Annotated in this window: 24 protein-coding genes, 2 tRNA genes and 1 pseudogene; 18 read left to right on the top strand and 9 right to left on the bottom strand. The window is 61.9% G+C overall.

The window, feature by feature from the left end:
* Positions 1-37: 37 nt before the first annotated feature.
* The 5 genes and pseudogenes from PPA02S_RS23470 to PPA02S_RS19785 all read right to left on the bottom strand — a co-directional run.
* Positions 38-208 (bottom strand): annotated as a pseudogene (locus tag PPA02S_RS23470) (putrescine ABC transporter permease PotI); the annotation flags it as partial.
* A gap of 205 nt (positions 209-413) precedes the next feature.
* Positions 414-1,706, bottom strand: a complete 1,293-nt coding sequence (locus PPA02S_RS19800) for a virulence factor family protein (protein ID WP_028634587.1) — start codon at positions 1,704-1,706, stop codon at positions 414-416.
* On the bottom strand, positions 1,706-4,348 hold the full coding sequence (mprF, locus tag PPA02S_RS19795) for a bifunctional lysylphosphatidylglycerol flippase/synthetase MprF (protein WP_028634588.1): 2,643 nt from the start codon (positions 4,346-4,348) through the stop codon (positions 1,706-1,708). Before mprF ends, PPA02S_RS19800 begins: the two co-directional genes overlap by 1 nt.
* A gap of 257 nt (positions 4,349-4,605) precedes the next feature.
* Positions 4,606-4,682 (bottom strand) — tRNA-Met (locus tag PPA02S_RS19790).
* Between the two features lie 132 nt (positions 4,683-4,814).
* Positions 4,815-4,891 (bottom strand) — tRNA-Met (locus PPA02S_RS19785).
* 220 nt (positions 4,892-5,111) lie between these two features.
* On the opposite strand from PPA02S_RS19785, the gene dinB reads away from it, so the two are divergent.
* On the top strand, positions 5,112-6,170 hold the full coding sequence (gene dinB / locus PPA02S_RS19780) for a DNA polymerase IV (RefSeq protein WP_161629594.1): 1,059 nt from the start codon (positions 5,112-5,114) through the stop codon (positions 6,168-6,170).
* Positions 6,171-6,234: 64 nt separating this feature from the next.
* Here dinB and PPA02S_RS19775 read toward each other — a convergent pair whose 3' ends face one another.
* The 3 genes from PPA02S_RS19775 to PPA02S_RS19765 all read right to left on the bottom strand — a co-directional run bounded on the left by PPA02S_RS19775 (position 6,235) and on the right by PPA02S_RS19765 (position 10,349).
* Positions 6,235-7,188 (bottom strand): hypothetical protein, encoded by a 954-nt coding sequence (locus tag PPA02S_RS19775; RefSeq protein WP_028634590.1) that lies wholly within the window; start codon positions 7,186-7,188, stop codon positions 6,235-6,237.
* A 20-nt stretch (positions 7,189-7,208) separates the two neighbouring features.
* Positions 7,209-8,924 carry a proline--tRNA ligase gene (locus PPA02S_RS19770; protein WP_028634591.1) on the bottom strand — a complete coding sequence of 572 codons (1,716 nt, stop codon included), beginning with the start codon at positions 8,922-8,924 and terminating at the stop codon, positions 7,209-7,211.
* Positions 8,925-9,077: 153 nt separating this feature from the next.
* On the bottom strand, positions 9,078-10,349 hold the full coding sequence (locus tag PPA02S_RS19765; protein WP_028634592.1) for an OprD family porin: 1,272 nt from the start codon (positions 10,347-10,349) through the stop codon (positions 9,078-9,080).
* A gap of 595 nt (positions 10,350-10,944) precedes the next feature.
* On the opposite strand from PPA02S_RS19765, the gene PPA02S_RS19760 reads away from it, so the two are divergent.
* Both PPA02S_RS19760 and PPA02S_RS19755 read left to right on the top strand, forming a co-directional pair.
* Entirely contained in the window at positions 10,945-11,376 is a 432-nt protein-coding gene (locus PPA02S_RS19760) for an HIT domain-containing protein (protein ID WP_028634593.1), read from the top strand.
* Positions 11,366-11,572 (top strand): SlyX family protein, encoded by a 207-nt coding sequence (locus PPA02S_RS19755; RefSeq protein WP_028634594.1) that lies wholly within the window; start codon positions 11,366-11,368, stop codon positions 11,570-11,572. The genes PPA02S_RS19760 and PPA02S_RS19755 overlap by 11 nt, the downstream gene beginning before the upstream one ends.
* A 52-nt stretch (positions 11,573-11,624) precedes the next feature.
* Here PPA02S_RS19755 and PPA02S_RS23465 read toward each other — a convergent pair whose 3' ends face one another.
* Positions 11,625-12,218: a cold-shock protein gene (locus PPA02S_RS23465; RefSeq protein WP_028634595.1), complete on the bottom strand. Its 594-nt coding sequence runs from the start codon at positions 12,216-12,218 to the stop codon at positions 11,625-11,627.
* A gap of 277 nt (positions 12,219-12,495) precedes the next feature.
* On the opposite strand from PPA02S_RS23465, the gene PPA02S_RS19745 reads away from it, so the two are divergent.
* The 15 genes from PPA02S_RS19745 to ybgF all read left to right on the top strand — a co-directional run bounded on the left by PPA02S_RS19745 (position 12,496) and on the right by ybgF (position 24,436).
* Positions 12,496-12,969, top strand: coding sequence for a Dps family protein (locus tag PPA02S_RS19745; RefSeq protein ID WP_028634596.1), 474 nt, complete (start codon positions 12,496-12,498; stop codon positions 12,967-12,969).
* Positions 12,970-13,108: 139 nt separating this feature from the next.
* Positions 13,109-13,438 carry a ribbon-helix-helix domain-containing protein gene (locus tag PPA02S_RS19740; RefSeq protein WP_028634597.1) on the top strand — a complete coding sequence of 110 codons (330 nt, stop codon included), beginning with the start codon at positions 13,109-13,111 and terminating at the stop codon, positions 13,436-13,438.
* Positions 13,439-13,530: 92 nt separating this feature from the next.
* Entirely contained in the window at positions 13,531-13,752 is a 222-nt protein-coding gene (locus PPA02S_RS19735; protein WP_003254776.1) for an FmdB family zinc ribbon protein, read from the top strand.
* Positions 13,753-13,845: 93 nt separating this feature from the next.
* Positions 13,846-15,621: an aspartate--tRNA ligase gene (gene aspS / locus PPA02S_RS19730; RefSeq protein ID WP_028634598.1), complete on the top strand. Its 1,776-nt coding sequence runs from the start codon at positions 13,846-13,848 to the stop codon at positions 15,619-15,621.
* A gap of 108 nt (positions 15,622-15,729) precedes the next feature.
* Positions 15,730-16,476 carry a YebC/PmpR family DNA-binding transcriptional regulator gene (locus PPA02S_RS19725; RefSeq protein WP_028634599.1) on the top strand — a complete coding sequence of 249 codons (747 nt, stop codon included), beginning with the start codon at positions 15,730-15,732 and terminating at the stop codon, positions 16,474-16,476.
* Positions 16,477-16,629: 153 nt separating this feature from the next.
* Entirely contained in the window at positions 16,630-17,154 is a 525-nt protein-coding gene (gene ruvC / locus PPA02S_RS19720) for a crossover junction endodeoxyribonuclease RuvC (RefSeq protein WP_028634600.1), read from the top strand.
* 109 nt (positions 17,155-17,263) lie between these two features.
* Positions 17,264-17,881, top strand: a complete 618-nt coding sequence (ruvA, locus tag PPA02S_RS19715) for a Holliday junction branch migration protein RuvA (protein ID WP_028634601.1) — start codon at positions 17,264-17,266, stop codon at positions 17,879-17,881.
* Positions 17,878-18,924: a Holliday junction branch migration DNA helicase RuvB gene (gene ruvB, locus PPA02S_RS19710; RefSeq protein WP_028634602.1), complete on the top strand. Its 1,047-nt coding sequence runs from the start codon at positions 17,878-17,880 to the stop codon at positions 18,922-18,924. The genes ruvA and ruvB overlap by 4 nt, the downstream gene beginning before the upstream one ends.
* Before the next feature lie 125 nt (positions 18,925-19,049).
* The gene (gene ybgC, locus PPA02S_RS19705; RefSeq protein WP_028634603.1) at positions 19,050-19,502 is read left to right on the top strand and encodes a tol-pal system-associated acyl-CoA thioesterase; all 453 of its coding nucleotides are present in this window, start codon (positions 19,050-19,052) and stop codon (positions 19,500-19,502) included.
* 2 nt (positions 19,503-19,504) lie between these two features.
* Positions 19,505-20,200 carry a protein TolQ gene (gene tolQ / locus PPA02S_RS19700; RefSeq protein WP_023536305.1) on the top strand — a complete coding sequence of 232 codons (696 nt, stop codon included), beginning with the start codon at positions 19,505-19,507 and terminating at the stop codon, positions 20,198-20,200.
* Between the two features lie 14 nt (positions 20,201-20,214).
* A complete protein-coding gene (gene tolR, locus PPA02S_RS19695; protein ID WP_003254760.1) occupies positions 20,215-20,667 on the top strand; it encodes a protein TolR in 453 nt (150 codons plus the stop codon).
* Positions 20,667-21,767, top strand: coding sequence for a cell envelope integrity protein TolA (gene tolA, locus PPA02S_RS19690; RefSeq protein ID WP_033728125.1), 1,101 nt, complete (start codon positions 20,667-20,669; stop codon positions 21,765-21,767). The genes tolR and tolA overlap by 1 nt, the downstream gene beginning before the upstream one ends.
* A gap of 26 nt (positions 21,768-21,793) precedes the next feature.
* Positions 21,794-23,065, top strand: a complete 1,272-nt coding sequence (gene tolB / locus PPA02S_RS19685) for a Tol-Pal system beta propeller repeat protein TolB (RefSeq protein WP_033728126.1) — start codon at positions 21,794-21,796, stop codon at positions 23,063-23,065.
* 54 nt (positions 23,066-23,119) lie between these two features.
* Entirely contained in the window at positions 23,120-23,623 is a 504-nt protein-coding gene (pal, locus tag PPA02S_RS19680; protein WP_023536326.1) for a peptidoglycan-associated lipoprotein Pal, read from the top strand.
* 6 nt (positions 23,624-23,629) lie between these two features.
* A complete protein-coding gene (gene ybgF / locus PPA02S_RS19675) occupies positions 23,630-24,436 on the top strand; it encodes a tol-pal system protein YbgF (protein WP_028634606.1) in 807 nt (268 codons plus the stop codon).
* The last annotated feature ends 27 nt before the right edge of the window (positions 24,437-24,463 follow it).

The raw sequence follows: 24,463 nt of genomic DNA, 5'->3' as shown, positions 1-24,463 counted from the left end.
TCCCACAGGATAGGGGTTTACCCGAGAAAGCGCCTGATCAGGCGGAAGCGCCCAACTTGCCTGGGCGTCGCACCTGGGGCTGCGAGGCGTTGGCGGCTGCGCCTTATTCGATGGCCTGCTGAATCGACTTGCGGCGGCGTTCTTCGGCGCAGCGGCTAAATTGCTAGACGAAGAAGGTCACCCACGATACAAACAGCAGAATCAGGCTCCCACAGAGGCGCCCACACTGCTAGTCAGAAAAAATGCGCAATCCTTGTGGGAGTGGGTTTATCCGCGAAACAGGCAGCGCGGAGTAGGGCACCGGCTTCGCCGGTGTTCGCGGCTGAAGCCGCTCCCACAGGTGCCTGCCAGGTCAACTGGATACTTGCGGCTCTATGAGCATGGCGATGCGCCGCAGGCGGCGCTCGCCCCCGTCAGTTCTGCTCCGCCACACTCGACTTGCCTTGGCGCGTCTCGATCTCGTCGATCAGGCGCTTGGCCAGTGCCGGGTAGTTTTCGTCAAAGTGATGGCCGCCCGGCAGCTTCAAACGCTCGCCCACGGCCGTCTTGTCGGTACAACCGCTTTCGTCGGTTTCTTCCACCCCGTACACGCACACCACCTTGGCCGCCGGCAGTTTGGCCATTTCCGGGCCTGTAGGTGCTTCCTGGCCTTCCTTGCCCAGCCAGCCTTCAACTTCGATCTCAAAGCTGCCACTGCGAGCGAAGGCCAGCAGCACAACGGCATCGACGCGTTGCTGGTCCTCGGCCGGCAGGCGGTTATAGATGGCCGGCAGTACGTCTGCACCAAATGAATAACCGGTCAGCACGAAGCGCTTGGTGCCCCACTTCTGGCGGTAGTGATGCATCAGCTCGGACAGGTCGGCTGCGCTCTGTTCCGGCGTCTTGTGCTGCCAGTAGTAGCGCAGGGTGTCGATGCCCACCACCGGGTAACCGAGCTTGGCCATTTCCCCGGCCACATCGCGGTCAAGGTCGCGCCAGCCGCCGTCACCGGAAAGGAACAGGGTCACGGTGTCAGTCGTCTGCCCGGCAGGTACTTCAACCACCGGTATGGCCAGGGCGTTGCCGTCCTGGCCAACCAGCGCCTGGGTCAGCTGCGCCTTGAGCACTTGTGGCAAATGAATGTCGTAGTCGCTGATGCTGGTTTCGGCGTTGGCCTGGTCGCGGACGAAGGCGGCGCTGGCATCATCGGGGTTGTCGTTCCAGGCCACGTTCCAGTGGCCGTGGGGGGCGGATTTAGGCAGCGGGGCCTGGCACCCGGGTTGCTCCAGCGTGAAACCAACGGAAATAGCCCGGGCCTTGTCGTTGCCTTGGCTGGCTAGCCAGCGCCAGGCCTGTGCGGCACCTGGCCCGATACCGGCCACCAACGTGGGTGGCTGCGGCAACTGGGCCAGCGCCTGGTCCATCGCTTGCTGCTGCTTGCTGCAATCGGCGGCGGGCAAGGTCACCTGCACCAGTTGCGCGTCTGCGGCCTGGGCCAGGTCCAGCAGTTGCTTGTGGGTCAGGGCCTGGTCTTCAGGCACACCGATGGCGACCCTGGCGGTGGCGCGCACCCCGGGGGTAACACGGGTGATGCTGGTGCCATCAATGGTCAGTTGTTCAAGGCGGGCCTCAGGTGCCGGCCGCGTCCATAGCCAGAACGCCAACCCGCCGCCAAGGGCGGCCAGCAGCAAGGGAACCAGCAGGTACAGCCAAAAGCGTCGGGTCATCAGCGTTTCACCAATCCAGTCAAGCCGCCGGCAATCAGGGCAGCAGTGTCGGCCAGTGCCACCAGCGGGTCGAGCCCGGCTGGCACAGCCATGTAACGGGGTTCCCAGTCCGGTTGGAACTTGTCCTTGAAACGGCGCAGCCCCTGGAAGTTGTAAAGCTGCTCGCCACGGCGGAACACCATCGAACCCAGGCGCTGGGTAAGGGGCGCGCCACGGCGCGGCTGCAGGCCGGAAAGCGGCACCATGCCGAGGCTGAAGCGGCCGTAGTCATGGCTTTTGTAATGCAGGATCAGGCCGATCATCATGAATTCCATGGTCAGCTTCGGCGCCTCTGGGTGGGCACGCATCAGGTCCAGGCTCGCCAGTTCGTTGCTGTGGGTTTCCAGCAGGTTGGCAAACGCCACCGGCCGGCCCTGGAAGCGAATCAGGGCGATGCGGAAGTGCTGCAGGTACTCCGGGCTGAAGCGCCCCAGCGAGAACCCTTTCTCGCGCACGTTCTTGCCGGTCAGCCAGGCATCCGAAATTTCCTTCAGCTCGGCCAGCGGGGCTTGGCCGTGCTCGTGGATTTCCAGGGTCAGGCCATCGCGACCGCCACGGTTCCAGGTGTAGCGCAGGTCCTTCATCTCCTTGCCTTTGGCTTCGAGATCAAAGCGGCGCAGGTCGACCCGGGCTTCCTCGCCCAGCTTCAACGCGGTCAGGCCGATGTCCATGTAGAACGGCAGGTTCTCGGCGCGCACCTGGTAGAACACCGGCCGGGCATGGTGCAGGTCGCACAGGTCACGGAACTGCCAGATCATTTCGGCACGTTCCTGGGCAGGGCCAATGGGGTCGTACAGCGCCACCAGGCTGCGACCACGGCGTGCGTACATCAGAAACGCGTTGTCGCGGGGGTGGAACAGCAGGGCCTTGTCGCCGGTCAGGGCCAGGCCCCCGTCGGGTTGGTCCGACGCCAGCAGTATGCGGTTGGCGCGCTGCAGCTCCGCTTCATCGGGCTGATGAATGACCGGTGGCGCCGTACGCAGCAGCCAGGTCAGCGCCAACGCCGCCAGCAGCAAGGCACTGCCCATGGCCGCACGCAGGCCGCGTGGGGCATCGGCGTCCAACGTGAACTGCCACCACAGTTGGTGGCTGTACGGCACGTCCTGGTAAGCGAACAGCAGCAGCCATACCGAAGCACCGACCGCGCAGGCACTGGCGACCAGATACACCGGCGAGAACGGCAGTTCCAGCAGGCGGCTTGGGCGGTAGAACGAGCGGCGGAACAAGGCGAGCAGGGCAGCGGTGAATGTCAGTAGGGACGCTTCTTCCCAGTCGAAGCCCTTGAGCAGCGACAGCAACGAGCCCACCAGCAGCAATACCGTGGTCAGCAGCCAGGCAGCGGACAGGCGCCGGCGCAGGCCCTGGGCCAGCAGCAGGCACAGTACGCCAATCAGGCTGGCGCCAAAGTGCGATGCGTCGATCAGCCGGTGAGGGATCAGGAAACCCATGTGCTCAAGGCGCGAGTCAATCTCGGGTGTAGCGCCGGAGAACAGCAACACCACGCCGGAGATGAACACCATGATCGCCAGGATCGGCGCAGCCAACCCCGATGCAGCCTTCATTGCCTGCTGGGCGAACAGCAGGCGCTTGGCTTCATTGGCCAGCAGCAGTACGCACGCCACCAGCAACGGCAGCACCACATAGATCAGCCGATACAGCAGCAAGGCGGCTGCCAGCGGAGCGGCACCCAGCTGGTTGGCAAAGGCGGCCAGCAGGATCGCTTCGAAAACCCCGACACCTCCCGGTACGTGGCTGAGCACGCCGGCTGCCAGGGCCAGCAGGTAGACCAGGACGAACGCGCCGAAGGGTGGTGCCTCTGGCAACAGCAGGTACAGCACAGTAGCCGCAGCGGCGACATCCAGCGCAGTGATCAGCAACTGCAGGCCTGCCAGGCGGGCACCCGGCAGGCGCAGGGTGCGGCGGCCCAGTTGCACCAGCAAGTTGTCTGCCAGTGGTTGCTCCGCCAGGCGCCTGCGGTACAAGCCGGCCACCAGCAGTGCGCTGGCCACCAGCACCGCGATGGCGACACCCGCCAGCAGGGTGGGCGACAAACGCAGGGCAGTGGAGGCCGCTGGCAGGTTGCTCAAGGTGGCCAGGGCTGCCAGCGGTGGCAGTGCGCAGCCCAGTGAAAGGCTGGCGAATACCGTCATGCGCGCCACTTCACCCGCACCGAGCCCCTGGCGGGCATAGAGGCGATAACGCACCGAACCGCCCGAGAGCATCGAGAGGCCAATGGCATTACCAATCGCGAACGCGCTGAAGCCGCCCAGCACCAGGCTGCTTGCCGGCAATTTCACCCCGGCGTAACGGCTGGCCGACCACTCGTAACCCAGCAGGATCACAAAGCCGACCACGGTCGCCAGCAGGGCGCCCAGCAACGCGTGCACCGGCACACTGAGCATGGCGTCGTGCAGGGCATAGATGTCCAGCTCGCTCAACAGGTGGCGGCAGGCGATCAGCGCCATGGTGAACAACAGCAGGGTCACCGCCAGGCCAATGGGCTGGCGGTAGCGGCTGATGCGTTCGAGCAAAGGCAGGCGCTGCGCTGCAGTGGGCAGTGCGGTTGCCAGTGGCCCTGCGGGTTCGGGGTTGTGCGAAGTCATGGGTTACCTCGTGCAGCAGGCGCGAGGTGAAGAAGAGGTGCGGCCAAGTGAAAGTCCCTTTGGGAAAACGTATCCAATATTACTCCTGCCCAAGGCGCTTAACAGCCAGGCAGCGTTAAAGATAGTTCATTCTAAGGGCGGCGGGCCAAGCCTATGGTTGGGCAGGCCCCAGCAAAACAAGGCAGGCGGGGTATACGGGGGCGCTAAAGCAACAAACCCCGCCTGTCGCTAAACAGGCGGGGTTTGTTCTGACGATATGGTTGCGGGAGCCGGATTTGAACCGACGACCTTCGGGTTATGAGCCCGACGAGCTACCAGGCTGCTCCATCCCGCGTCAGTGGGGCGAATTCTACAGTTTCCATGGAGGGTGTCAAGCGCTACTTGTTGATTCTTTTGATTTTTTTGTCGCCCTTTCTCAGGGCCAAAGAAAAAGGCCACTGCGTTAACAGTGGCCTTCTCTCGAATCTGGTTGCGGGAGCCGGATTTGAACCGACGACCTTCGGGTTATGAGCCCGACGAGCTACCAGGCTGCTCCATCCCGCGCCTGTGAGATCGAATTCTACGGATTTCCCTGGAGGTGTCAAGCTTTATTCTAAAAAAACCTTTCCCGTTCAAACTCTTAGCAGCCGTAAAGGGGGAGCGCCCCAGGCGTGGCGGGGTTTTCAGGCCGGTAATCGGGCAACCCTGGGCACAGGCTGTTTCACTCCAGGCCTCATGCGCTACTATCTGTATGAATTTACAGTGCTCACGGTCATCCATGTCTTTGCGCAAGATCATCCACGTCGACTGCGACTGCTTCTACGCAGCAATCGAGATGCGCGACGACCCGCGCCTGGCCGGTCGGCCGATGGCAGTGGGTGGCTCCGCCGAGCGGCGTGGGGTCATCGCCACCTGCAATTATGAGGCGCGTGCCTATGGTGTGCGCTCGGCCATGTCGTCCCGCCATGCCCTCAAGCTGTGCCCGGACCTGTTGATCGTGAAGCCGCGTTTCGAGGCCTACCGCGAAGCTTCCCGTGAAATCCACAGTATTTTCCGCGAGTACACCGACCTGATCGAGCCGTTGTCCCTTGATGAAGCCTATCTGGACGTCAGTGACAGCCAGTGGTACGCCGGCAGCGCCACGCGCATCGCTGAAGACATTCGCCGGCGTGTTGCCCGCACGCTGCACATCACGGTTTCTGCAGGTGTGGCGCCCAACAAGTTCCTGGCCAAGATCGCCAGTGACTGGCGTAAGCCCAATGGGTTGTTTGTGATAACGCCCGGCGAGGTCGAGGCGTTTGTCGCCGCATTGCCGGTTGCCAGGCTGCATGGTGTGGGCAAGGTGACCGCAGAGAAGCTGACGCGCCTTGGCATTGAAACCTGCCTGCAACTGCGAGACTGGTCGCGCCTGGCGCTGGTGCGCGAATTTGGCAGTTTCGGCGAGCGCTTGTGGGGGTTGGCGCGAGGCATTGACGAGCGGGTTGTTCATAACGACAGCCGTCGCCAATCGGTCAGCGTGGAAAACACCTACGACACCGACCTGCCGGACCTGGCCAGTTGCCTGGCGCGCTTGCCGGAGCTGCTGGAAAGCCTGAATACCCGCATCGAACGAATGGACGCCAGCTACCGACCGGACAAACCCTTCGTCAAGGTCAAGTTCCACGACTTCACCCAGACTACGCTGGAGCAGGCCGGGGCGGGCAGGGATCTGGACAGTTATCGGCAGTTATTGGGGCAGGCGTTCGCCAGGGGTGGCAAACCGGTGCGCTTGCTGGGGGTAGGGGTGAGGTTGCGTGACCTGCGCGGGGCGCATGAACAGATGGAGTTGTTCCCACCGCAGTAGCCTACCTGGCGACGGTGCGCCCGCTCTCTATAAAGAAGGCGCATTTTGCCAGTGGATCAATGGGTCAGTGCGCGCCTGGGTCGGCCACCAGCCGGCCGGTTGCCTTGGTCAACGACTTGAGAAACTCCTGTTGCAGCTCCGGGTCGTTGCGCGTCAGCTCGATCAGGCTTTGCTCCATTTCGCTGGCTTCCTCTTCCAGGCCCAGCTCTGACAGGCGTTTGACCCGGTGCACCCATTGCCCGACATCGTCGTCTTCGAGGTCGTCGAAAATCAGCTCGTGGGCTTCGCGCAACTTGTTGCGCAGCGTGGCGCTGACCAACAGGCTGGCATCACCGCGTACCGCGTTGTCTTCATCCACGACCTGTAGATGCAGTGTGCCAACGTGGTTGAGGTTCTGTTCGGAGAACGGAGTGTCCAGCAGGTTCAAGCGCAACATGCCATTGCGGTCGGTGGTGAGTTCGTGGGTCACCTTGCCCGCTTTCACCTCGACCAGGCGCTCGCTCCACGGCATGCTCGTGGCCTCTTCGCGCTTGGCTTTCTGCACTTCGCTGATACCCGCAAGGTTCTGCTGGGCGCGGCCATTGGACGCCACGTTCATGAACGGGTTGAGGCCATCCACGCCGTAGCTCAGCCAGTCATGGGTGACACTTTGCGGCAGGTTGCCCAAGGCGAAGACGTTGACCACATTTGCCCCAACGCCTGCCACCACCGCAACAGCGCCAAGCGGGATTTCGTAGATTTCCCGCCATGGCTGGTAGGGCGTATAGCGGTCGTAGTGACGGGTCACTTCGTATTCGGTGACTTCAAAACGCTTCTGCTCGTGCACGCGCACACGTCGCTGCGGCAGCTCCATGACCTCTGGCTCGCCAACATCGATTTGCAAGGTGTGCTCGAGCAGCTTGCGCTCCACGCGCTCCTCATGGTCGCTACGCTGGGGCATCTGGTTGGCGCAGCCGCTGACGAGCAGGGCGCCGCACAGTGCGGCGCCCGTCAGGTTGAAGGTACTTCGCTTTGACATGATCACTCGGGCATTGGTTATCAGCGGCGAACGCGGGTCTGCAGGAAGGTCAGCACCTCGTTGAGCGGCAACGCCTGGGCATCCTGCTCGGTCCGGTGCTTGTATTCCAGGTTGCCGTCAGCCAGGCCACGGTCACTGACCACGATGCGGTGCGGAATACCGATCAGTTCCATGTCGGCGAATTTGATGCCGGGGCTGGTCTTCTTGTCCCGGTCGTCCAGCAGCACTTCGTAACCGGCAGCGGTCAGCTCGGCATACAGCTTGTCGGTCGCCTCGCGAACAACCTCGGTCTCATAACGCAGTGGTACCAGGGCGATCTGGAAGGGCGCCAGTGCATCGTTCCAGATAATGCCCTTGTCGTCGTGGTTCTGCTCGATGGCAGCGGCCACCACACGGGATACACCAATGCCGTAGCAGCCCATGGACAGCACCACTGGCTTGCCGTTTTCACCCAGTACCTGGCACTTGAGCGCCTCGCTGTACTTGGTGCCCAGCTGGAAGATATGGCCCACTTCGATACCGCGCTTGATCACCAGCGTGCCTTGGCCGTCCGGGCTTGGGTCGCCTTCGACCACGTTACGCAGGTCGGCCACCTGAGGTACGGGCAGGTCGCGTTCCCAGTTCACGCCGAAGTAGTGCTTGTCGTCGATGTTGGCGCCGATGCCGAAGTCGCTCATCAGGGCCACCGAGCGGTCGATCACGCACTCCAGCGGCAGGTTCATCGGGCCGAGCGAGCCGGCGCCGGCGCCGATGGCGTCACGCAGGTCGGCATCGGTTGCCATGACCAGCGGGTCAGCCACCTGCTCCAGCTTGGCGGCCTTGATTTCGTTGAGCTCGTGGTCACCACGCACGACCAGGGCGACCAGCTTGCCCTCTTCGGAGCCACGTACGATCAAGGTCTTGACGGTTTTCTCGATCGGCAGGCCGAAGTTTTCAACCAGCTGGGCAATGGTCTTGGCATTGGGCGTATCGACCAGGCGCAGCTCTTCGGTAGGGGCAGGGCGCACGGTTTCCCGCGGCATGGCCTCGGCCTTCTCGATGTTGGCGGCGTAGTCGGAGCTGTCGCTGAAGATCACATCGTCTTCACCCGACTCGGCCAGCACGTGGAACTCGTGCGAATAGCTGCCGCCGATGGACCCGGTGTCGGCCTGCACAGGGCGGAAATCCAGGCCCAGGCGGGTGAAGACATTGGTGTACGCCTGGTGCATGCGGTCGTAGGTTTCCTGCAGGGAAGCCTGGTCGGCATGGAACGAGTAGGCGTCCTTCATGATGAACTCGCGGCCGCGCATCAGGCCGAAGCGCGGGCGGATCTCGTCACGGAACTTGGTCTGGATCTGGTACATGTTCAGCGGCAGCTGTTTATAGCTGGACAGCTCATTGCGGGCCAGGTCGGTGATGACCTCTTCGTGGGTAGGGCCCACGCAGAACTCACGCTGGTGACGGTCCTTGACCCGCAGCAGCTCGGGGCCGTACTGCTCCCAGCGGCCGGATTCCTGCCACAGTTCGGCGGGCTGGATGCTGGGCATCAGCACTTCCAGTGCGCCGGCTGCGTTCATTTCCTCGCGCACCACGTTCTCGACCTTGCGCATGACCCGCAGGCCCATCGGCAGCCAGGTGTACAGGCCGGAGGCCAGTTTGCGGATCATGCCGGCACGCAGCATGAGCTGGTGGCTGATGACCACTGCGTCGGCAGGGGTTTCTTTCTGGGTGGCGAGCAAATATTGACTGGTGCGCATGGTTAGCCGTGTCTAATACGTTGAAATAGCCCCGCATTGTACGGGGGTGAAACGAAGGCGTACAGGATGCCCCAGGGCGCCGCTGTTGTCAGCCAAAGAAAAAGCCCGGCGTGATCGCCGGGCTTTTCAAGTGCGGGGCACTGCAAGCCAGGCTTACAGGATGCTCAGCGGGTACTCCACGATCAGGCGCAGTTCGTCCAGCGATGGGGAGCCGTAGTAGACGCCATCGGAAGAGCGGTAGGTGGCCTGACGTACGCGGAAGCTGAGGTCCTTGGCCGGGCCTTCCTGCAGCACGTACTTGATGTCGATGTCGCGTTCCCATTCCTTGCCATTGCTGGTGGTGCCGGTGTCTGCACCGGTACCGCGCACGTAGCGAGTCATGAAGCTCAGGCCTGGGATGCCGTACTCGGCAAAGTTCAGGTCGTAGCGGGCCTGCCAGGACTTCTCGCCTTCGGCGTTGAAGTCGGAACGCGCCACGGAGTTGGCCAGGAACACGGTGCCACCGCCGTCTACGCCGTAGCCATAGTCGCCATCACCGGTCACTTTCTGGTAGGCCAGGGTGAAGGTGTGCGCGCCGATGTTGTACGCGCCGGACAGGCTGAAGGCACGGTTGTCGAGCTTGGTCACGCCGTCTTTTTCGGCGCGCTGCAGGCCTTGGCCGTCGCTCTTGGTGTCGTAGAAGTTGAAGTCGAACACCAGGCCTTGCTTGTCGGACAGCGGTAGCGCCCAGTTGACGTTGGCGTAGTATTTGCGCCAGTAGTCTTCGACCTTGGAGTAGTACAGGCTGGTGGACAGGCTGTCGGTGAAGGCGTAGGTACCACCGAATACATCGGCTTCCTTCAGGCGCAGGCTGTCACGGTTGGTCTGCTCCTGGCCGGTCAGGCTGGTGAAGCGGCCGGCGTGCAGGGTCAGGCCTTTGATGTCGTTGCTGGTGAGCAATGCACCTTGGGCGATTTCAGGCAGCAGGCGGCTGTCATCGGTTGCGAAGACGGGCAGCGCAGTGAACTGGTCGCCGACTTTCAGTACGGTGTCGGAAATGCGGAATTTCACCGCGCCGCCGCCTTTGGAGTAGTCATCCTGCGAGCGGCCGTCGGAGCCCGTCGGGAACAGGCCGGTGCCGGCGCGGCCTTTGCCGCTGTCCAGTTTCAGGCCCAGCATGCCGATGGCGTCCAGGCCTACACCTACGGTGCCCTGGGTGAAGCCCGACTCGTAGGTGCCGACGAAACCGAGGCCAGTTTCTTCGCGGCGGCTTTGGCCGCCCTGGTTGTTGCGGAAATCACGGCTGAAATACAGCATGCGAGTTTTGACGCTCAGCTTGCTGTCTTCAACAAAACCTTTGGACTCATCCTGCGAAGAGGCCAGTGCCATCTGCGAGGACCCCGCCGAAACGGCCAGGGCGATCATGCTCCACTTCATCACGCGCATCGTGATTTGCTCCTTTGGTTTTTTTAGGAAGAGTACCGCTGCATCCAGGTGTTCTAGTTATTGGGTGCAGCTCTTTCTTGTTATGTCGGCGAAAAGATATAGCACGCTGACTGACGTTGGCGATATGGCAATAAGCACTCTTTACGGAACTTTTTTTCCACGTCGCTGTCGGGCATTTTCAGGTCGTAATCCGCAGCTTTTCACACAGAGCCTTGGTAACCCGGGTATTGCAGTAGTCATGCCGACTTGGCGTCAGAGCAATGCAACAAGCGTGCTCATATTTGCTCCTGGTTGATGAAATTTTCACATTTGCCGCGGGCGAACCCCACCAAGTCCTGAAAACACGGGGTGTGGGCTGTCTGATGGTGTGCCTGTGTAAACCCACGTGGCAAACCCGCTAGCTTGCTATCAAAGTCAATGTGTTACCGCGATTTGTTAATCCAGAGTCAATTGTGGCCTTCCTTTGTGTCAGGCCGTGTGCAGGAGGCGTCATTTTGGTGCGAAAAGTAGCGCTGTGTTACCGGAATCGTGCAGCGTATTCTGATGACGGCTTTTTTACGTTGTAACCGCTGTATCCGCTTGGAGGAGATTCACTTTGTTTGTTCTTGATTCGCGTTTGCAACTCGATACGGTGGTACTGGGTGATTTCGAGCTGTGCCAGCTGCTGCTGAGCAAGGATGCCAACTATCCGTGGTTCATCCTGGTGCCAAAACGCCCGGGCGTCAGTGAGCTTTTCGACCTGGACGCCGCCGAGCAACACCAGCTGTGGCAGGAAACCACCCAGTTGGCCGTCGCGCTCAAAGCCAGCTATGGCGCCGACAAGATGAATGTCGCCACCCTGGGTAACGTGGTCAGCCAGTTGCACATGCACGTGATCGTGCGTATGCAAGGCGACGCGGCATGGCCGGCACCGGTTTGGGGCAAGTGCCCGGCGGTGAGCTACAGCGACGAGCAGGTGCAAGTGGTTCGCCAGCGCGTGCGGGCTTTGCAGCTGGAAGGCTTCAAGGAGGCCGCCGATGTCGCTTGAGCAGCGCATGGTCGAGCTGGAAACCCGTCAGGCGTTTCAGGATGACACCATCCAGGCGCTCAATGACGTGGTGGTGGAGCAGGGGCGGGTGATCGAGCGGCTGCAGTTGCAGATGGCCGAGTTGCTCAAGCGTTACGAGGAAATGTTAGGGCAGTACGGCAGTGAGGGTGAGGAGGCGCCGCCGCCTCATTACTGAACACGGCGGCTTACCTGTCGGGCCGGTGGCCGGCCCGCTGGAGGGGTGGGTTTCAGCGGCGGTTCACCGCCACCACGTCCTCGGCCTGCAGGCCTTTGTCGCGGTGCATCACGGAAAACTCGACGCGCTGGCCCTCGACCAGAATGCGGTGGCCCTCACCGCGAATGGCGCGAAAGTGCACGAAAATATCGTCGCCGGAATCCCGGGAGATAAAGCCGAAGCCTTTGGAGGTGTTGAACCACTTCACGGTGCCGGTATCCCGGTTGCTGGCATCAGGTGTGCTGTGCTGGGTTGCACGGGCCTTGCGCGGGCTTTGGGCGAAACCCGCCACCAGGTGCAGCAGCACAGCCAGCGATGCACAGACCAGTGCCGCCAGGTTGCCCATTTCCGGGCGCGCCAGCAGGGTCAGGGTTTGCAGCACCACCGCTACCACCAGCAGGGCGCAGGCCAGGTATTGCAATTGTTGCCTGGCGCCGCGGTAGTACAGCGGTACCACCGGTGCCAGTATCAGGTTGAGCAGGCCGAGCAGGGCCAGGTACACCGCGTCGGGTTGTTGCAGGAAGGGTATGGCTTCGGTTTTCAGGCTGGGCATGAACGATAGCAGCAGCGCTGCCACGCCCGTCACCAGATGGACGATCTTGAACATGGGATTGGCTCACAGTTGATAAAGCTGATCACGGGGAGAGCTGGCGGCACGGTGCGCATGAGATGTAGAGCGCGAACACATGACCCACAGCCTATGCACCCGGCAATTGCAGTCCGCACGGGTGGCACGCTGCCTATTTAACAGTAAAGCCGCAGGGTACTCAAACCGCAGGGCGTTCGCGGGTGGCCTGCAACGCCTTGTCACAGGCGCAACGCCCCAGGTATTGCTACAGTGGTCGGCACCCGTTTGGGTCTCAAGCTTTCAGAAGGGGAACGTCATGGCAATCGATATCGGCATCAATGAAGCAGATCGCAAGTCCATCGTCGATGGGCTGTCCCGCCTGCTGTCGGACACGTACGTGCTGTATCTGAAAACCCATAATTTTCACTGGAACGTCACCGGGCCATCATTCCGTACCTTGCACCTGATGTTCGAAGAGCAATACAACGAGCTGGCGCTGGCAGTCGACGCCATCGCCGAGCGTATCCGTGCACTGGGCTTTCCGGCACCCGGTTCGTATGCATTTTATGCCCGCCACTCCTCGATCGAGGAGGAGGAAGGGGTGCCCCATGCCGATGAAATGATCCGCCAGTTGGTACAGGGGCAGGAAACCGTGGTGCGCACGGCGCGCAGCATCTTCCCGGTGGTGGACAAGGTCAGTGACGAGCCTACTGCCGACCTGCTGACCCAGCGCATGCAGGTTCACGAAAAAACCGCCTGGATGTTGCGAGTGCTGCTCGACGGCAAGTAGCAGGCACTGTACGCGAGGGCCCGGCCCGGGTAACCGACCGGGCCTTTGTGATTTGTGCGGGAAGGCTTTGCCGCTGCTCAGTGCCGACCGATCGGCGCTTCATACACCCCCTGGTACCTGATACGAGGAGGTGTGGCAGATGATCCGCGCGAGCAAACGTACGACAGGCCAGGGGCGTTGGCCTGGCAAGCAGTGCATCGACCCCTTCAAGGCCGACTTCGACATGCTGCAGACACAGCCCGTGTCGCGCTCGGTACGGCTCAACGGGTTTTCAACCTGCCTGCGCCTGGAGGCGGTGTACTGGAGCATCCTGGAGCGCATCGCTGCGGTGAACCACTGCTCGGTCAGCGCGGTACTGTCCTACGTGGACCGCGAAATACACCTGCGCCAGGGTGGGGTGCGCAACTTCAGTGGCCTCATCCGTGTGATCTGTGTGGCATGGCTGCAGGACCCGCCAGCTGCGCACTGATCGCCCGGCAGGCTGCGCAGTGTCGGTTAACCATATATAATCCCGCTTTTTGCTGCCCCGGCAGCCAGCGTTGTGGTTCACGAGAGACACCCATGCCCCTTTATGACTATCAATGTGCGTCCTGCGAGCACCGCATGGAGGTGCTGCAGAAAATCAGCGCCGCGCCGCTTACCGACTGCCCGGCCTGTCAGGCCCCGGCGCTGAAGAAGTTGCTGTCGGTACCCGGTTTCCGCCTCAGCGGTAACGGCTGGTACGAAACCGACTTCAAGACTGGCGCCAAGAAGAACCTGGCAGGCGGCGACAAGGCCGACTGAGTTGAATGCTGTGACCGGGTCTTGCAGTATTAGCCCTCCGGGCGGCCAAGGCCTCCACCGAATACACGAATCACGAGAAGCGAAACCACCATCATGATGCGCAGCCATTATTGCGGCCAACTGAACGAGAGCCTGGACGGCCAGGAAGTCACCCTTTGCGGCTGGGTCCATCGTCGCCGGGACCACGGCGGGGTGATCTTCCTCGACATCCGTGACCGCGAGGGCATGGCCCAGGTCGTGTTCGACCCGGACCGCGCCGACACCTTCGCCGCTGCTGACCGCGTGCGCAGCGAGTACGTCGTGCAGGTCACCGGCAAGGTGCGCAAGCGCCCTGACGGTGCGGTCAATGCCAACATGGCGTCCGGCGCCATCGAAATCCTTGGTTATCAGCTCAATGTGCTGAACGAAGCCGAAACCCCGCCGTTCCCGTTGAACGAATACTCCGACGTGGGCGAAGAAACCCGCCTGCGCTATCGCTTCATCGACCTGCGTCGCCCGGAAATGGCCGACAAGCTGCGCCTGCGTTCGCGCATCACCAGCAGCATCCGCCGCTTCCTCGACGAAAACGGCTTCCTGGATGTGGAAACCCCGATCCTCACCCGTGCCACCCCAGAAGGCGCGCGTGACTACCTTGTGCCAAGCCGTACCCACGCCGGCAGCTTCTTTGCCTTGCCACAGTCGCCGCAGCTGTTCAAGCAACTGCTGATGGTGGCCGGCTTCGACCGCTACTACCAGATCGCCAAGTGCTTCCGTGACGAAGACCTGCGCGCAGATCGCCAGCCGGAATTCACCCAGATCGACATCGAGACCAGCTTCCTGGACGAGTCCGAGATCATGGGCCTGACCGAGAGCATGATCCGCAAGCTGTTCAAGGAAGTGCTGGACCTGGAGTTCGGCGATTTCCCGCACATGACCTTCGAAGAAGCCATGCGCCGCTACGGCTCCGACAAGCCAGACCTGCGTATCCCGCTGGAACTGGTCGATGTTGCCGACCAGCTCAAGGACGTCGATTTCAAGGTGTTCGCCGGCCCGGCCAACGATCCGAAATGCCGCGTCACCGCCCTGCGCCTGCCAGGCGGCGCCAGCATGCCGCGCAGCAAGATCGACGAGTACACCAAGTTCGTCGGCATCTATGGTGCCCGCGGCCTTGCATACATCAAGGTCAACGAGCGCGCCAAAGGGGTCGAAGGCCTGCAGTCGCCGATCGTCAAGAACATCCCCGAGGCCAACCTCAACACCATCCTCGACCGCGTAGGCGCTGTAGACGGCGACATCGTGTTCTTCGGTGCAGACAAGTTCAAGATCGTCAGCGAGGCCCTGGGCGCGCTGCGTATCCGCCTGGGTCACGACTTCGAGCTGTTCACCTGCGAGTGGGCACCGATGTGGGTCGTCGACTTCCCGATGTTCGAAGAGAACGAAGACGGCAGCTTCACGGCGTTGCACCACCCGTTCACCGCGCCGAAGTGCACCCCGCAGGAGCTTGAGGCCAACCCTGCCACGGCCCTGTCCCGCGCCTACGACATGGTGCTCAACGGCACTGAGCTGGGTGGCGGTTCCATCCGTATCCACCGCAAGGAAATGCAGCAGGCCGTGTTCCGCCTGCTGGGTATCGAAGCGGCGGAACAGGAAGAGAAGTTCGGCTTCCTGCTCGATGCCCTGAAGTTCGGTGCACCGCCCCACGGCGGCCTGGCCTTCGGTCTGGACCGCCTGGTCATGCTGATGACTGGCGCCCAGTCGATTCGTGAAGTGATCGCCTTCCCGAAAACCCAGAGTGCCGCGTGCGTCATGACCCAGGCCCCAGGCCTGGTCGATGCCAAGGCCCTGCGCGAGCTGCACATCCGTCTGCGCGAGCAGACCAAGGTCGAGTAATCGGCCCCGGGCGTATCCGGCGGATGCGCCCATGCGCTTCGGCGCAGTCTTTCCACGTTCCGCCCTTCGGGGCGGAACCTGTTTCTGTTTCAAGGATCGGGAGTCGTTATGGCAGGCCATTCCAAGTGGGCGAACATCAAGCACCGCAAAGAGCGCCAGGATGCCAAGAGAGGCAAGGTCTTCACCAAGTGGATCCGTGAGCTGACCGTCGCTGCCAAGCAGGGCGGCCCGGACGCGGCCTCCAACCCGCGCCTGCGCCTGGCGCTGGATAAGGCCCTGGGTGCCAACATGAGCCGCGACATTATTGATCGGGCCGTGGCACGTGGTGCCGGTACCAACGAAAGCGACAACGTCGAAGAGCTCAGCTACGAAGGTTACGGCCCAGGCGGCGTGGCGATCATGGTCGAAGCCATGACCGACAACCGCAACCGCACGGCTGCGGCTGTGCGCCATGCCTTCACCAAATGCGGGGGCAACCTGGGCACCGACGGTTCGGTGGCGTATCTGTTCGAGCGCAAGGGCCAGATCAGTTTCGCCCCGGGGGTAGACGAAGACGCCCTGATGGAAGCTGCGATGGAGGCCGATGCCGACGACGTGGTAGCCAACGATGATGGCTCGTTCGAGGTGTTTACGTCGTTCAACAGCTTCTATGCCGTGCGCAATGCGCTGGAAGAGGCGGGTTTCAAGGCGGCGGATGCGGAGATCGTCATGCAGCCGACCACCAGCGCCGAGTTGGACCAGGATGGCGCTGAAAAGGTACTCAAGCTGATCGACATGCTCGAAGACCTGGACGACGTGCAGAACGTCTATTCCAATGCGCAGATCTCCGACGAGATCATGGAAAACCTCGGCTAGGGTGTTCTGGTAGCTCCAACCAGGCATTCAGGCTTTTCTTTGCTTGCACCGGCCCTTTCGCGGCGGTACGGCGCTCCGATAGACTCGCAGCGCCGTACCGCCGCGAAAGGGCCGTACCGTTTGCAGCATGCATCATTTTTTTCGACAGGCGCTATGACTCTGATTCTAGGTATCGACCCCGGCTCGCGCATCACCGGTTACGGCGTGGTGCGCCAGACCGCCCGCGGCTGCGAGTATGTGGCGTCAGGCTGCATCCGCACCGGCAGCGGCGAGCTGCATGAGCGGTTGCAGATCGTGTTTCGCGGGGTCAGTGAAGTCATCGCCCAGCACGGCCCGGTGACCATGGGCATCGAGCGGGTGTTCATGGCCCGCAATGCCGATTCGGCGCTCAAGCTGGGCCAGGCCCGGGGGGCTGCGATCGTGGCGGCCGCCGAGGCGGGCCTTGAGATCGCCGAGTACAGCGCCACCCAGGTCAAGCAGGCGGTGGCCGGCACCGGCGGCGCCAACAAAGAGCAGGTGATGATGATGGTCATGCACCTGCTCAAGCTCACGCAAAAACCGCAGATCGACGCCTCCGATGCCCTGGCCATCGCCTTGTGCCACGCCCACACCCGTTCCAGCCTGGTGCCCCACGGCCTGGCCACGGCGCGCCGGCGCGGCGGGCGCTTGCGTCTGTAGGCGCTTCATGCGCTGATACACATTATGTGCGGGTGGCGCGTTCACCCGCCGCATTTGCTGATAGGGTTGAGCGGTCTGCGACCGGCTCCCCGAGAATAAGGATCGGAACGTGATTGGAAGATTGCGCGGCACTCTGGCGGAAAAGCAGCCCCCGCACCTGATTATCGACGTCAATGGCGTGGGCTACGAGCTCGAAGTGCCCATGACCACCCTGTATCGCCTGCCCAAGGTTGGCGAGCCAGTGACCGTGCACACCCACCTGGTGGTGCGCGAGGACGCCCACCTGCTGTACGGGTTTGCCGAAAAGCGCGAGCGCGAGTTGTTTCGTGAACTGATCCGCCTCAATGGCGTAGGGCCCAAGCTGGCGCTGGCGCTGATGTCGGGCCTGGAAGTCGACGAGCTGGTGCGCTGCGTACAGGCTCAGGACACCTCGGCACTGGTGCGTGTGCCGGGCGTTGGCAAGAAAACCGCCGAGCGCCTGCTGGTCGAGCTCAAGGACCGCTTCAAGGCCTGGGAAACGTCCCCGGCCATGTTCACCCTGGTATCGGACGGGCCGTTGCCGGTGGCCAGTGAATCAACCGCCGAAGCCGACGCCGTCAGCGCCCTCGTTTCGCTGGGCTACAAGCCGCAAGAAGCGAGCAAGGCCATCGGGGCCATCAAGGACAAGGCCAGCCTGAGCAGTGAAGAGCTGATCCGTCGCAGCCTCAAGGGGATGATTACCAAGTGATCGAAGCCGACCGCCTGATCGCCGCCAGTGGCCGCGACCGCGAAGACGTGCAAGACCGCGCGATCCGGCCATTACGCCTGGACGAGTACATCGGCCAGCCGGTAGTGCGCGAGCAGATGGCACTGTTCATCCAAGCCGCACGGGGGCGCAGCGAATCGCTTGACCACACGCTGATCTTCGGCCCCCCGGGTTTGGGCAAAACTACCTTGGCCAACATCATCGCCCATGAGATGGGTGTCTCGGTCAAGAGCACTTCGGGGCCTATCCTCGAGCGGCCTGGGGACCTGGCCGCGATGCTGACCAACCTGGAGCCCCACGACGTTCTGTTCATCGACGAAATCCACCGGCTGTCACCCGTCGTCGAAGAAGTGCTGTACCCGGCCATGGAAGACTTTCAGCTCGATATCATGATCGGAGAGGGGCCTGCCGCCCGGTCCATCAAGCTCGACCTGCCACCGTTCACCCTGGTCGGCGCCACGACCCGTGCGGGCATGCTCACCAACCCGTTGCGCGACCGCTTCGGCATCGTCCAGCGCCTGGAGTTCTACAGCGACAAGGACCTGGCGACCATCGTCAGCCGCTCGGCAAGCATTCTGGGTCTGGTCATCGAAGACCTCGGCGCCTATGAAATCGCCCGCCGCGCGCGCGGCACCCCGCGCATTGCCAACCGCCTGCTGCGCCGGGTGCGCGACTATGCCGAAGTGCGGGGCAAAGGCCAGATCACCAAGGCGGTAGCCGACATGGCGCTGAACCTGCTGGATGTGGACGAGCGCGGCTTCGATCATTCCGACCGTCGCCTGTTGTTGACCATGATCGAGAAGTTCGACGGGGGCCCGGTGGGGGTCGACAACCTGGCGGCCGCCATCAGCGAAGAGCGCCACACCATCGAGGACGTGCTCGAACCCTACCTGATCCAGCAGGGCTACATCATGCGCACACCGCGCGGGCGTGTGGTCACCCGTCATGCCTACCTGCATTTCGGCCTCGACGTGCCGGGGCAGCTGGGGGAGGGCGCCGTTTTTTCCCAAACGGGCGATGAATGACAGATCGAAAACGGCTTTTCGTGGTCCTACCGCTGGCAGGCTGCATGGGCGCTGGCAATACGACATGAACGATGAAAAAACAGTTGCCACAGCGGATTGGCAAGGCGAGGAGTAAGCACTAGAGTATGCGCGCGCTAAATGGCCTGGAACCCTTTGCACACCGTTGTCGCGTCTATTACGAAGATACCGATGCTGGCGGCGTGGTGTATTACGTCAATTACCTGAAATTCATGGAGCGCGCGCGCACCGAACGCTTGCGGCACCTGGGTTTTTCCCAGTCGCAGCTGGCGCAGGGCAACCTGCTGTTTGTGGTCCACTCCAGCGAAGCGCGTTACCACGCGCCGGCGCGGCTGGACGACGAACTGCGGGTTACCGCGCAAGTACTTGAACTCAATCGCGCCAGCCTGCGCTTCGTGCAGCAGGTCTGGCGGGAAAAGGATGAAACGCTGCTCTGCGAAGGGCAGTTCCTGGTGGCCGCTGTGCGCGCCGACACTTTCAAACCCCGAGCCATCCCCCCGGAGCTGCGCGACGCCTTTGTGGCCGACTGCTCGGGTAATCAATCGAATGCAGGAGAATAAGCGTGGAAGCTAACGTCGTCGACCATACCTCCATGTGGAGTCTGGTCAGCAATGCCAGCGTAGTGGTGCAGTTGGTGATGCTGACCCTGGTGGCCGCCTCGGTCACCTCGTGGATCATGATTTTTCAGCGCAGCACCATGCTGCGCGCCGGTCGTCGTGCGCTGGATGCCTTCGAAGAGCGCTTCTGGTCGGGTATCGACCTGTCCAAGCTGTACCGCCAGGCCGGTAGCAACCCAGACCCGGATTCGGGTGTGGAGCAGGTCTTCCGTGCCGGTTTCAAGGAATTCTCGCGCCTGCGCCAGCAACCGGGGGTTGACCCGGACGCGGTCATGGAAGGCGTAGGCCGTGCCATGCGCGTTGCCATTTCCCGCGAGGAAGAAAAGCTCGAGCAAAGCCTGCCGTTCCTGGCGACCGTGGGTTCCACCAGCCCGTACATCGGCCTGTTCGGTACCGTATGGGGGATCATGAACTCCTTCCGCGGCCTGGCCAGCGCCCAACAGGCCACCCTGGCCACTGTTGCCCCCGGTATCGCCGAGGCCCTGATCGCTACAGCCATCGGCCTGTTCGCGGCAATCCCGGCGGTCATTGCCTACAACCGCTTCGCGGCGCGCAGTGAAACGCTGATCGGCCGCTACTACACCTTCGCCGACGAGTTCCAGGCGATCCTGCACCGTAAAGTGCACACCAGCGAAGAGTAATCAGGTAGAAGCCCATGGCCCGAGTTCGCCACAAACGCAAGCCCGTCGCCGAGATGAACGTGGTGCCCTACATCGACGTGATGCTGGTACTGCTGGTCATCTTCATGGTGACGGCGCCCATGCTCAACCAGGGCGTCAAGGTAGACCTGCCCAAGGTTTCCAGCGAAGCCTTGCCGCAGGACAACAACGTCCAGATCCTTACCATTTCCATCAAGGCCGACAAGACCTACTACTGGAACCTCGGCAGTGAAGTCGACACCGACAAGCAGATGGACAAGGCCATGACCTTGCCGGCCATGACCGACGCTGTGACCAAGATCATTGCCGCCGGCCGCGACCAGGGCAAACAGACCCAGGTCTTCATCCGCGGCGACAAGGCCGTGGACTATGGCGCGGTCATGGGTGCCATGGGCGGGCTGCAGAAAGCCGGTGTCGGTAACGTTGGCCTGATTACCGAGGCGCCCTGATGCAACAGCGAGAGCCATCCGCCTCGGAAAGCTACTTCTGGCCCAGTGTCTGGGCCATCGGCCTGCATGTGCTGGTGTTTGCCTTGCTGTTCGTCAGCTTCGCCATGACCCCAGAGCTGCCGCCGTCCAAGCCGATCGTTCAGGCTACGCTGTATCAGCTCAAGTCCAAGAGCCAGGCGACCACCCAGACCAACCAGAAGATTGCCGGGGAAGCGAAGAAAACCGCTTCGCGCCAGACCGAGGTCGAGCAGCTGGAGCAGAAGAAAGTCGAGCAGGAAGCTGTGAAAGCGGCGGAACAAAAGAAAGCCGACGCTGCTCAAAAGGCCGAGGAAGCCCGCGAGGCGGCCGAGGCCAAAAAAGCCGAGGAAGCTGCAAAAACGGCCGAAGCCAAGAAAGCGGCCGAAGCGAAGAAGGCCGAAGAGGCCAAAAAAGCGGCGGAAAAACAGCAAGCCGACATTGCCAAGAAAAAAGCCGAAGACGAAGCGAAGAAAAAAGCCGAGGACGAGGCCAAGAAGCAGGCGGCTGAAGAGGCGAAGAAACAAGCCGCAGAGGATGCCAAGAAAAAGGCAGCCGAAGAGGCGAAGAAAAAAGCGGCCGAGGACGCCAAGAAAAAGGCGGCAGCCGAGGACGCGAAGAAAAAGGCAGCTGAAGAGGCCAAGAAAAAGGCCGCGGCAGATGCCCAGAAGAAAAAGGCCCAGGAAGCAGCGCGCAAGGCGGCTGAGGACAAGAAGGCGCAGGCACTGGCCGAGCTGTTGTCCGACACCACTGAGCGTCAGCAGGCATTGGCGGACGAGCAGGGTGACCAGGTGGCCGGCGATTTCGACGACCTGATCCGCATGCGTGCAGCAGAAGGTTGGGCGCGGCCCCCTTCGGCACGCAAAGGCATGACGGTAGTCCTGCAGGTCAGCATGCTGCCGGATGGCACCATCACCAATGTGAGCGTGCTGCGCTCCAGTGGCGACGGCCCGTTTGACAGTTCGGCAGTGGCCGCCATGAAGAACATCGGTCGTCTGACTGAAATGCAGGGTATGAAGCCGAGCGATTTCAACCGGTATCGCTCGTTCAAGATGACATTTACACCTGAGGATCTAGCGTTGTGATTAAACGTCTGAGAGGACTGCTGGTCATGCTGTGCTGCGTGGCAGGCATGGCCGTAGCAGAGGAAAAGAACATCCTGGTCACCAGTGGTAGCGACCGGGCCACACCCATCGCGGTGGTACCCTTTGCCGTCCAGGGCGGGAGCGTGCTGCCTGAAGACATGGCAGACATCATCGGTAACGACCTGCGCAACTCGGGCTACTACTCGCCCATTCCGCGTCAGAACATGATCAGCCAGCCGTCCCAGGCCAGCGAAGTCATCTTCCGTGACTGGAAAGCGCTGGGTGCCCAGTACGTGATGGTCGGCAGCATCGTGCCGTCCGGTGGCCGCCTGCAGGTGCAGTACGCCCTGTTCAACGTGGCTACCGAGCAGCAGGTCCTGACCGGCAGCGTGGCCGGCACGGCCGACCAGTTGCGCGACATGTCGCACTACATTGCCGACCAGTCGTTCGAGAAGCTCACCGGCATCAAGGGTGCTTTCTCTACCCGCATGCTGTACGTCACTGCCGAGCGCTTCTCCACCAACAACACCCGCTACACCTTGCAGCGTTCGGACTACGATGGTGCACGTGCGGTCACCCTGCTGCAGTCGCGTGAGCCGATCCTGTCGCCGCGCTTCGCGCCGGATGGCAAGCGCATCGCCTACGTGTCGTTCGAGCAGCGTCGCCCGCGCATCTTCATCCAGCACATCGACACGGGCCGTCGCGAGCAGATCACCAACTTCGAAGGCCTCAACGGCGCACCTGCCTGGTCGCCTGACGGCTCGCGCCTGGCATTCGTGCTGTCCAAGGACGGTAACCCGGACATCTATGTGATGAACGTGGCGTCGCGTCAGATCAGCCGCGTAACCGCCGGCCCGGGCATCAATACCGAACCGTTCTGGGGCAAGGATGGCAACACCCTGTACTTCACCTCGGACCGCGGCGGCAAGCCACAGATCTACAAACAGTCGGTCAGTGGTGGCAGTGCAGAACGCGTTACCTTCGTGGGTAACTACAATGCCAACCCGAAACTGTCGGCTGACGAAAAGACCTTGGTCATGATTCACCGTCAGCAGGGCTTCACCAACTTCAAAGTTGCGGCCCAGGACTTGCAACGCGGAAGTGTAAAGATTCTCTCGGAGACCAGTCTTGATGAGTCTCCCACTGTTGCGCCCAACGGCACCATGCTAATCTACGCCACCCGCCAGCAGGGCCGGGGAGTCTTGATGCTCGTGTCGCTTAATGGCCGCGTGAGGCTCCCACTTCCTACCGCTCAAGGCGAAGTCAGAGAACCGTCCTGGTCCCCTTACCTGAACTGATTGCGGCGTAATACGTTTTGCTTAACACACTGGGGTTTCATTAGGAGTTTCACGATGGAAATGCTGAAGTTTGGTAAATTCGCTGCGCTGGCTCTGGCCATGGCCGTGGCTGTAGGTTGCTCCTCGAAGGGCGGTGACAATGCTGGTGAAGGCGCTGGCGCCGTTGACCCGAACGCTGGCTACGGTGCAAACACCGGCGCAGTAGACGGTTCCCTGAGCGAAGAAGCCGCTCTGCGCGCAATCACCACCTTCTACTTCGAATACGACAGCTCGGACCTGAAGCCAGAAGCCATGCGCGCTCTGGATGTTCACGCCAAGGACCTGAAAGCCAACGGCAACCGTGTCGTTCTGGAAGGTAACACCGACGAGCGCGGTACCCGTGAGTACAACATGGCTCTGGGCGAGCGTCGTGCCAAGGCCGTTCAGCGCTACCTGGTTCTGCAGGGCGTTTCCCCTGCTCAGCTGGAAGTGGTTTCCTACGGTGAAGAGCGTCCAGTTGCCACTGGCAACGACGAGCAGTCCTGGGCTCAAAACCGTCGCGTAGAACTGCGTAAGTAAGTTCTTATGCGTATGTGCCGCCGTGCAGTAACCGTCCTCGCACTCAGCCTGCCCCTTTCGGCGTGGGCTGCAGTCCCTGTAGTAGATGACAACTCAGGCAGCTATCCGCCTGCGGGTTATGGCACGAGCGGCGCCTATGCCGGGTCAGGGGCTTCGGCCCCTGCCTCTGCACAGGGCCAGCTGTTCATGCAGCTGCAACAGATGCAGGATCAGCTTTCCCGCCAGCAAGGCATCATCGAAGAGCTGCAAAACGATGTGTCGCGCATGAAGCAGGAAAACCTGGAGCGTTACCAGGACCTGGACCGTCGCATCAACAGTGGCGCCGCGCCTGCCGCGACCCCTGACAATTCTGCTGGTAGTGGTGCCTCTGGCGCCGCCACCGGGGCAGCAGCAGGTGCTGCAGCCCAACAACCGGCCGCCAACAGCGAGCCCGGTGACCCGGCGAAGGAAAAGCTCTACTACGATGCCGCCTTCGACCTGATTAAACAGAAAGACTTCGACAAGGCCAGCCAGGCGTTCAACGCCTTCCTGCGCAAATACCCCAACAGCCAGTATGCGGGCAATGCCCAGTATTGGCTGGGCGAAGTGAACCTGGCCAAAGGTGACCTGCAAGGTGCCAGCCAGGCCTTCGCCCAGGTCAGCCAGAAGTACCCCAAGCACAGCAAGGTGCCTGACTCGCTCTATAAGCTTGCTGATGTTGAGCGTCGCCTGGGGCACACCGACAAGGTCAAAGGTATTTTGCAGCAGGTCGTTACCCAGTACCCCGGCACCTCCGCCGCTCAACTGGCTCAGCGAGATCTGCAAAAGCTTTAGGCTGAGTTGCCTGGTGGTAACCGTTCG

This window comes from Pseudomonas parafulva NBRC 16636 = DSM 17004 (genome assembly GCF_000730645.1).
GTDB lineage: Bacteria > Pseudomonadota > Gammaproteobacteria > Pseudomonadales > Pseudomonadaceae > Aquipseudomonas > Aquipseudomonas parafulva.
The sequence above is the reverse complement of the archived record's forward strand: the minus strand, read 5'-3'. Positions and strand labels throughout refer to the sequence as shown.

What these genes read in the sequence shown, in the direction of transcription:
- PPA02S_RS19800 (WP_028634587.1), bottom strand. Translation starts at nt 1,706, where the DNA reads ATGACCCGACGCTTTTGGCTGTACCTGCTGGTTCCCTTGCTGCTGGCC.
- mprF (WP_028634588.1), bottom strand. Translation starts at nt 4,348, where the DNA reads ATGACTTCGCACAACCCCGAACCCGCAGGGCCACTGGCAACCGCACTG.
- PPA02S_RS19775 (WP_028634590.1), bottom strand. Translation starts at nt 7,188, where the DNA reads ATGTCAAAGCGAAGTACCTTCAACCTGACGGGCGCCGCACTGTGCGGC.
- PPA02S_RS19770 (WP_028634591.1), bottom strand. Translation starts at nt 8,924, where the DNA reads ATGCGCACCAGTCAATATTTGCTCGCCACCCAGAAAGAAACCCCTGCC.
- PPA02S_RS19765 (WP_028634592.1), bottom strand. Translation starts at nt 10,349, where the DNA reads ATGCGCGTGATGAAGTGGAGCATGATCGCCCTGGCCGTTTCGGCGGGG.
- PPA02S_RS19755 (WP_028634594.1), top strand. Translation starts at nt 11,366, where the DNA reads ATGTCGCTTGAGCAGCGCATGGTCGAGCTGGAAACCCGTCAGGCGTTT.
- PPA02S_RS23465 (WP_028634595.1), bottom strand. Translation starts at nt 12,218, where the DNA reads ATGTTCAAGATCGTCCATCTGGTGACGGGCGTGGCAGCGCTGCTGCTA.
- PPA02S_RS19745 (WP_028634596.1), top strand. Translation starts at nt 12,496, where the DNA reads ATGGCAATCGATATCGGCATCAATGAAGCAGATCGCAAGTCCATCGTC.
- PPA02S_RS19740 (WP_028634597.1), top strand. Translation starts at nt 13,109, where the DNA reads ATGATCCGCGCGAGCAAACGTACGACAGGCCAGGGGCGTTGGCCTGGC.
- PPA02S_RS19735 (WP_003254776.1), top strand. Translation starts at nt 13,531, where the DNA reads ATGCCCCTTTATGACTATCAATGTGCGTCCTGCGAGCACCGCATGGAG.
- aspS (WP_028634598.1), top strand. Translation starts at nt 13,846, where the DNA reads ATGATGCGCAGCCATTATTGCGGCCAACTGAACGAGAGCCTGGACGGC.
- PPA02S_RS19725 (WP_028634599.1), top strand. Translation starts at nt 15,730, where the DNA reads ATGGCAGGCCATTCCAAGTGGGCGAACATCAAGCACCGCAAAGAGCGC.
- ruvC (WP_028634600.1), top strand. Translation starts at nt 16,630, where the DNA reads ATGACTCTGATTCTAGGTATCGACCCCGGCTCGCGCATCACCGGTTAC.
- ybgC (WP_028634603.1), top strand. Translation starts at nt 19,050, where the DNA reads ATGCGCGCGCTAAATGGCCTGGAACCCTTTGCACACCGTTGTCGCGTC.
- tolR (WP_003254760.1), top strand. Translation starts at nt 20,215, where the DNA reads ATGGCCCGAGTTCGCCACAAACGCAAGCCCGTCGCCGAGATGAACGTG.
- tolA (WP_033728125.1), top strand. Translation starts at nt 20,667, where the DNA reads ATGCAACAGCGAGAGCCATCCGCCTCGGAAAGCTACTTCTGGCCCAGT.
- tolB (WP_033728126.1), top strand. Translation starts at nt 21,794, where the DNA reads ATGCTGTGCTGCGTGGCAGGCATGGCCGTAGCAGAGGAAAAGAACATC.
- pal (WP_023536326.1), top strand. Translation starts at nt 23,120, where the DNA reads ATGGAAATGCTGAAGTTTGGTAAATTCGCTGCGCTGGCTCTGGCCATG.
- ybgF (WP_028634606.1), top strand. Translation starts at nt 23,630, where the DNA reads ATGCGTATGTGCCGCCGTGCAGTAACCGTCCTCGCACTCAGCCTGCCC.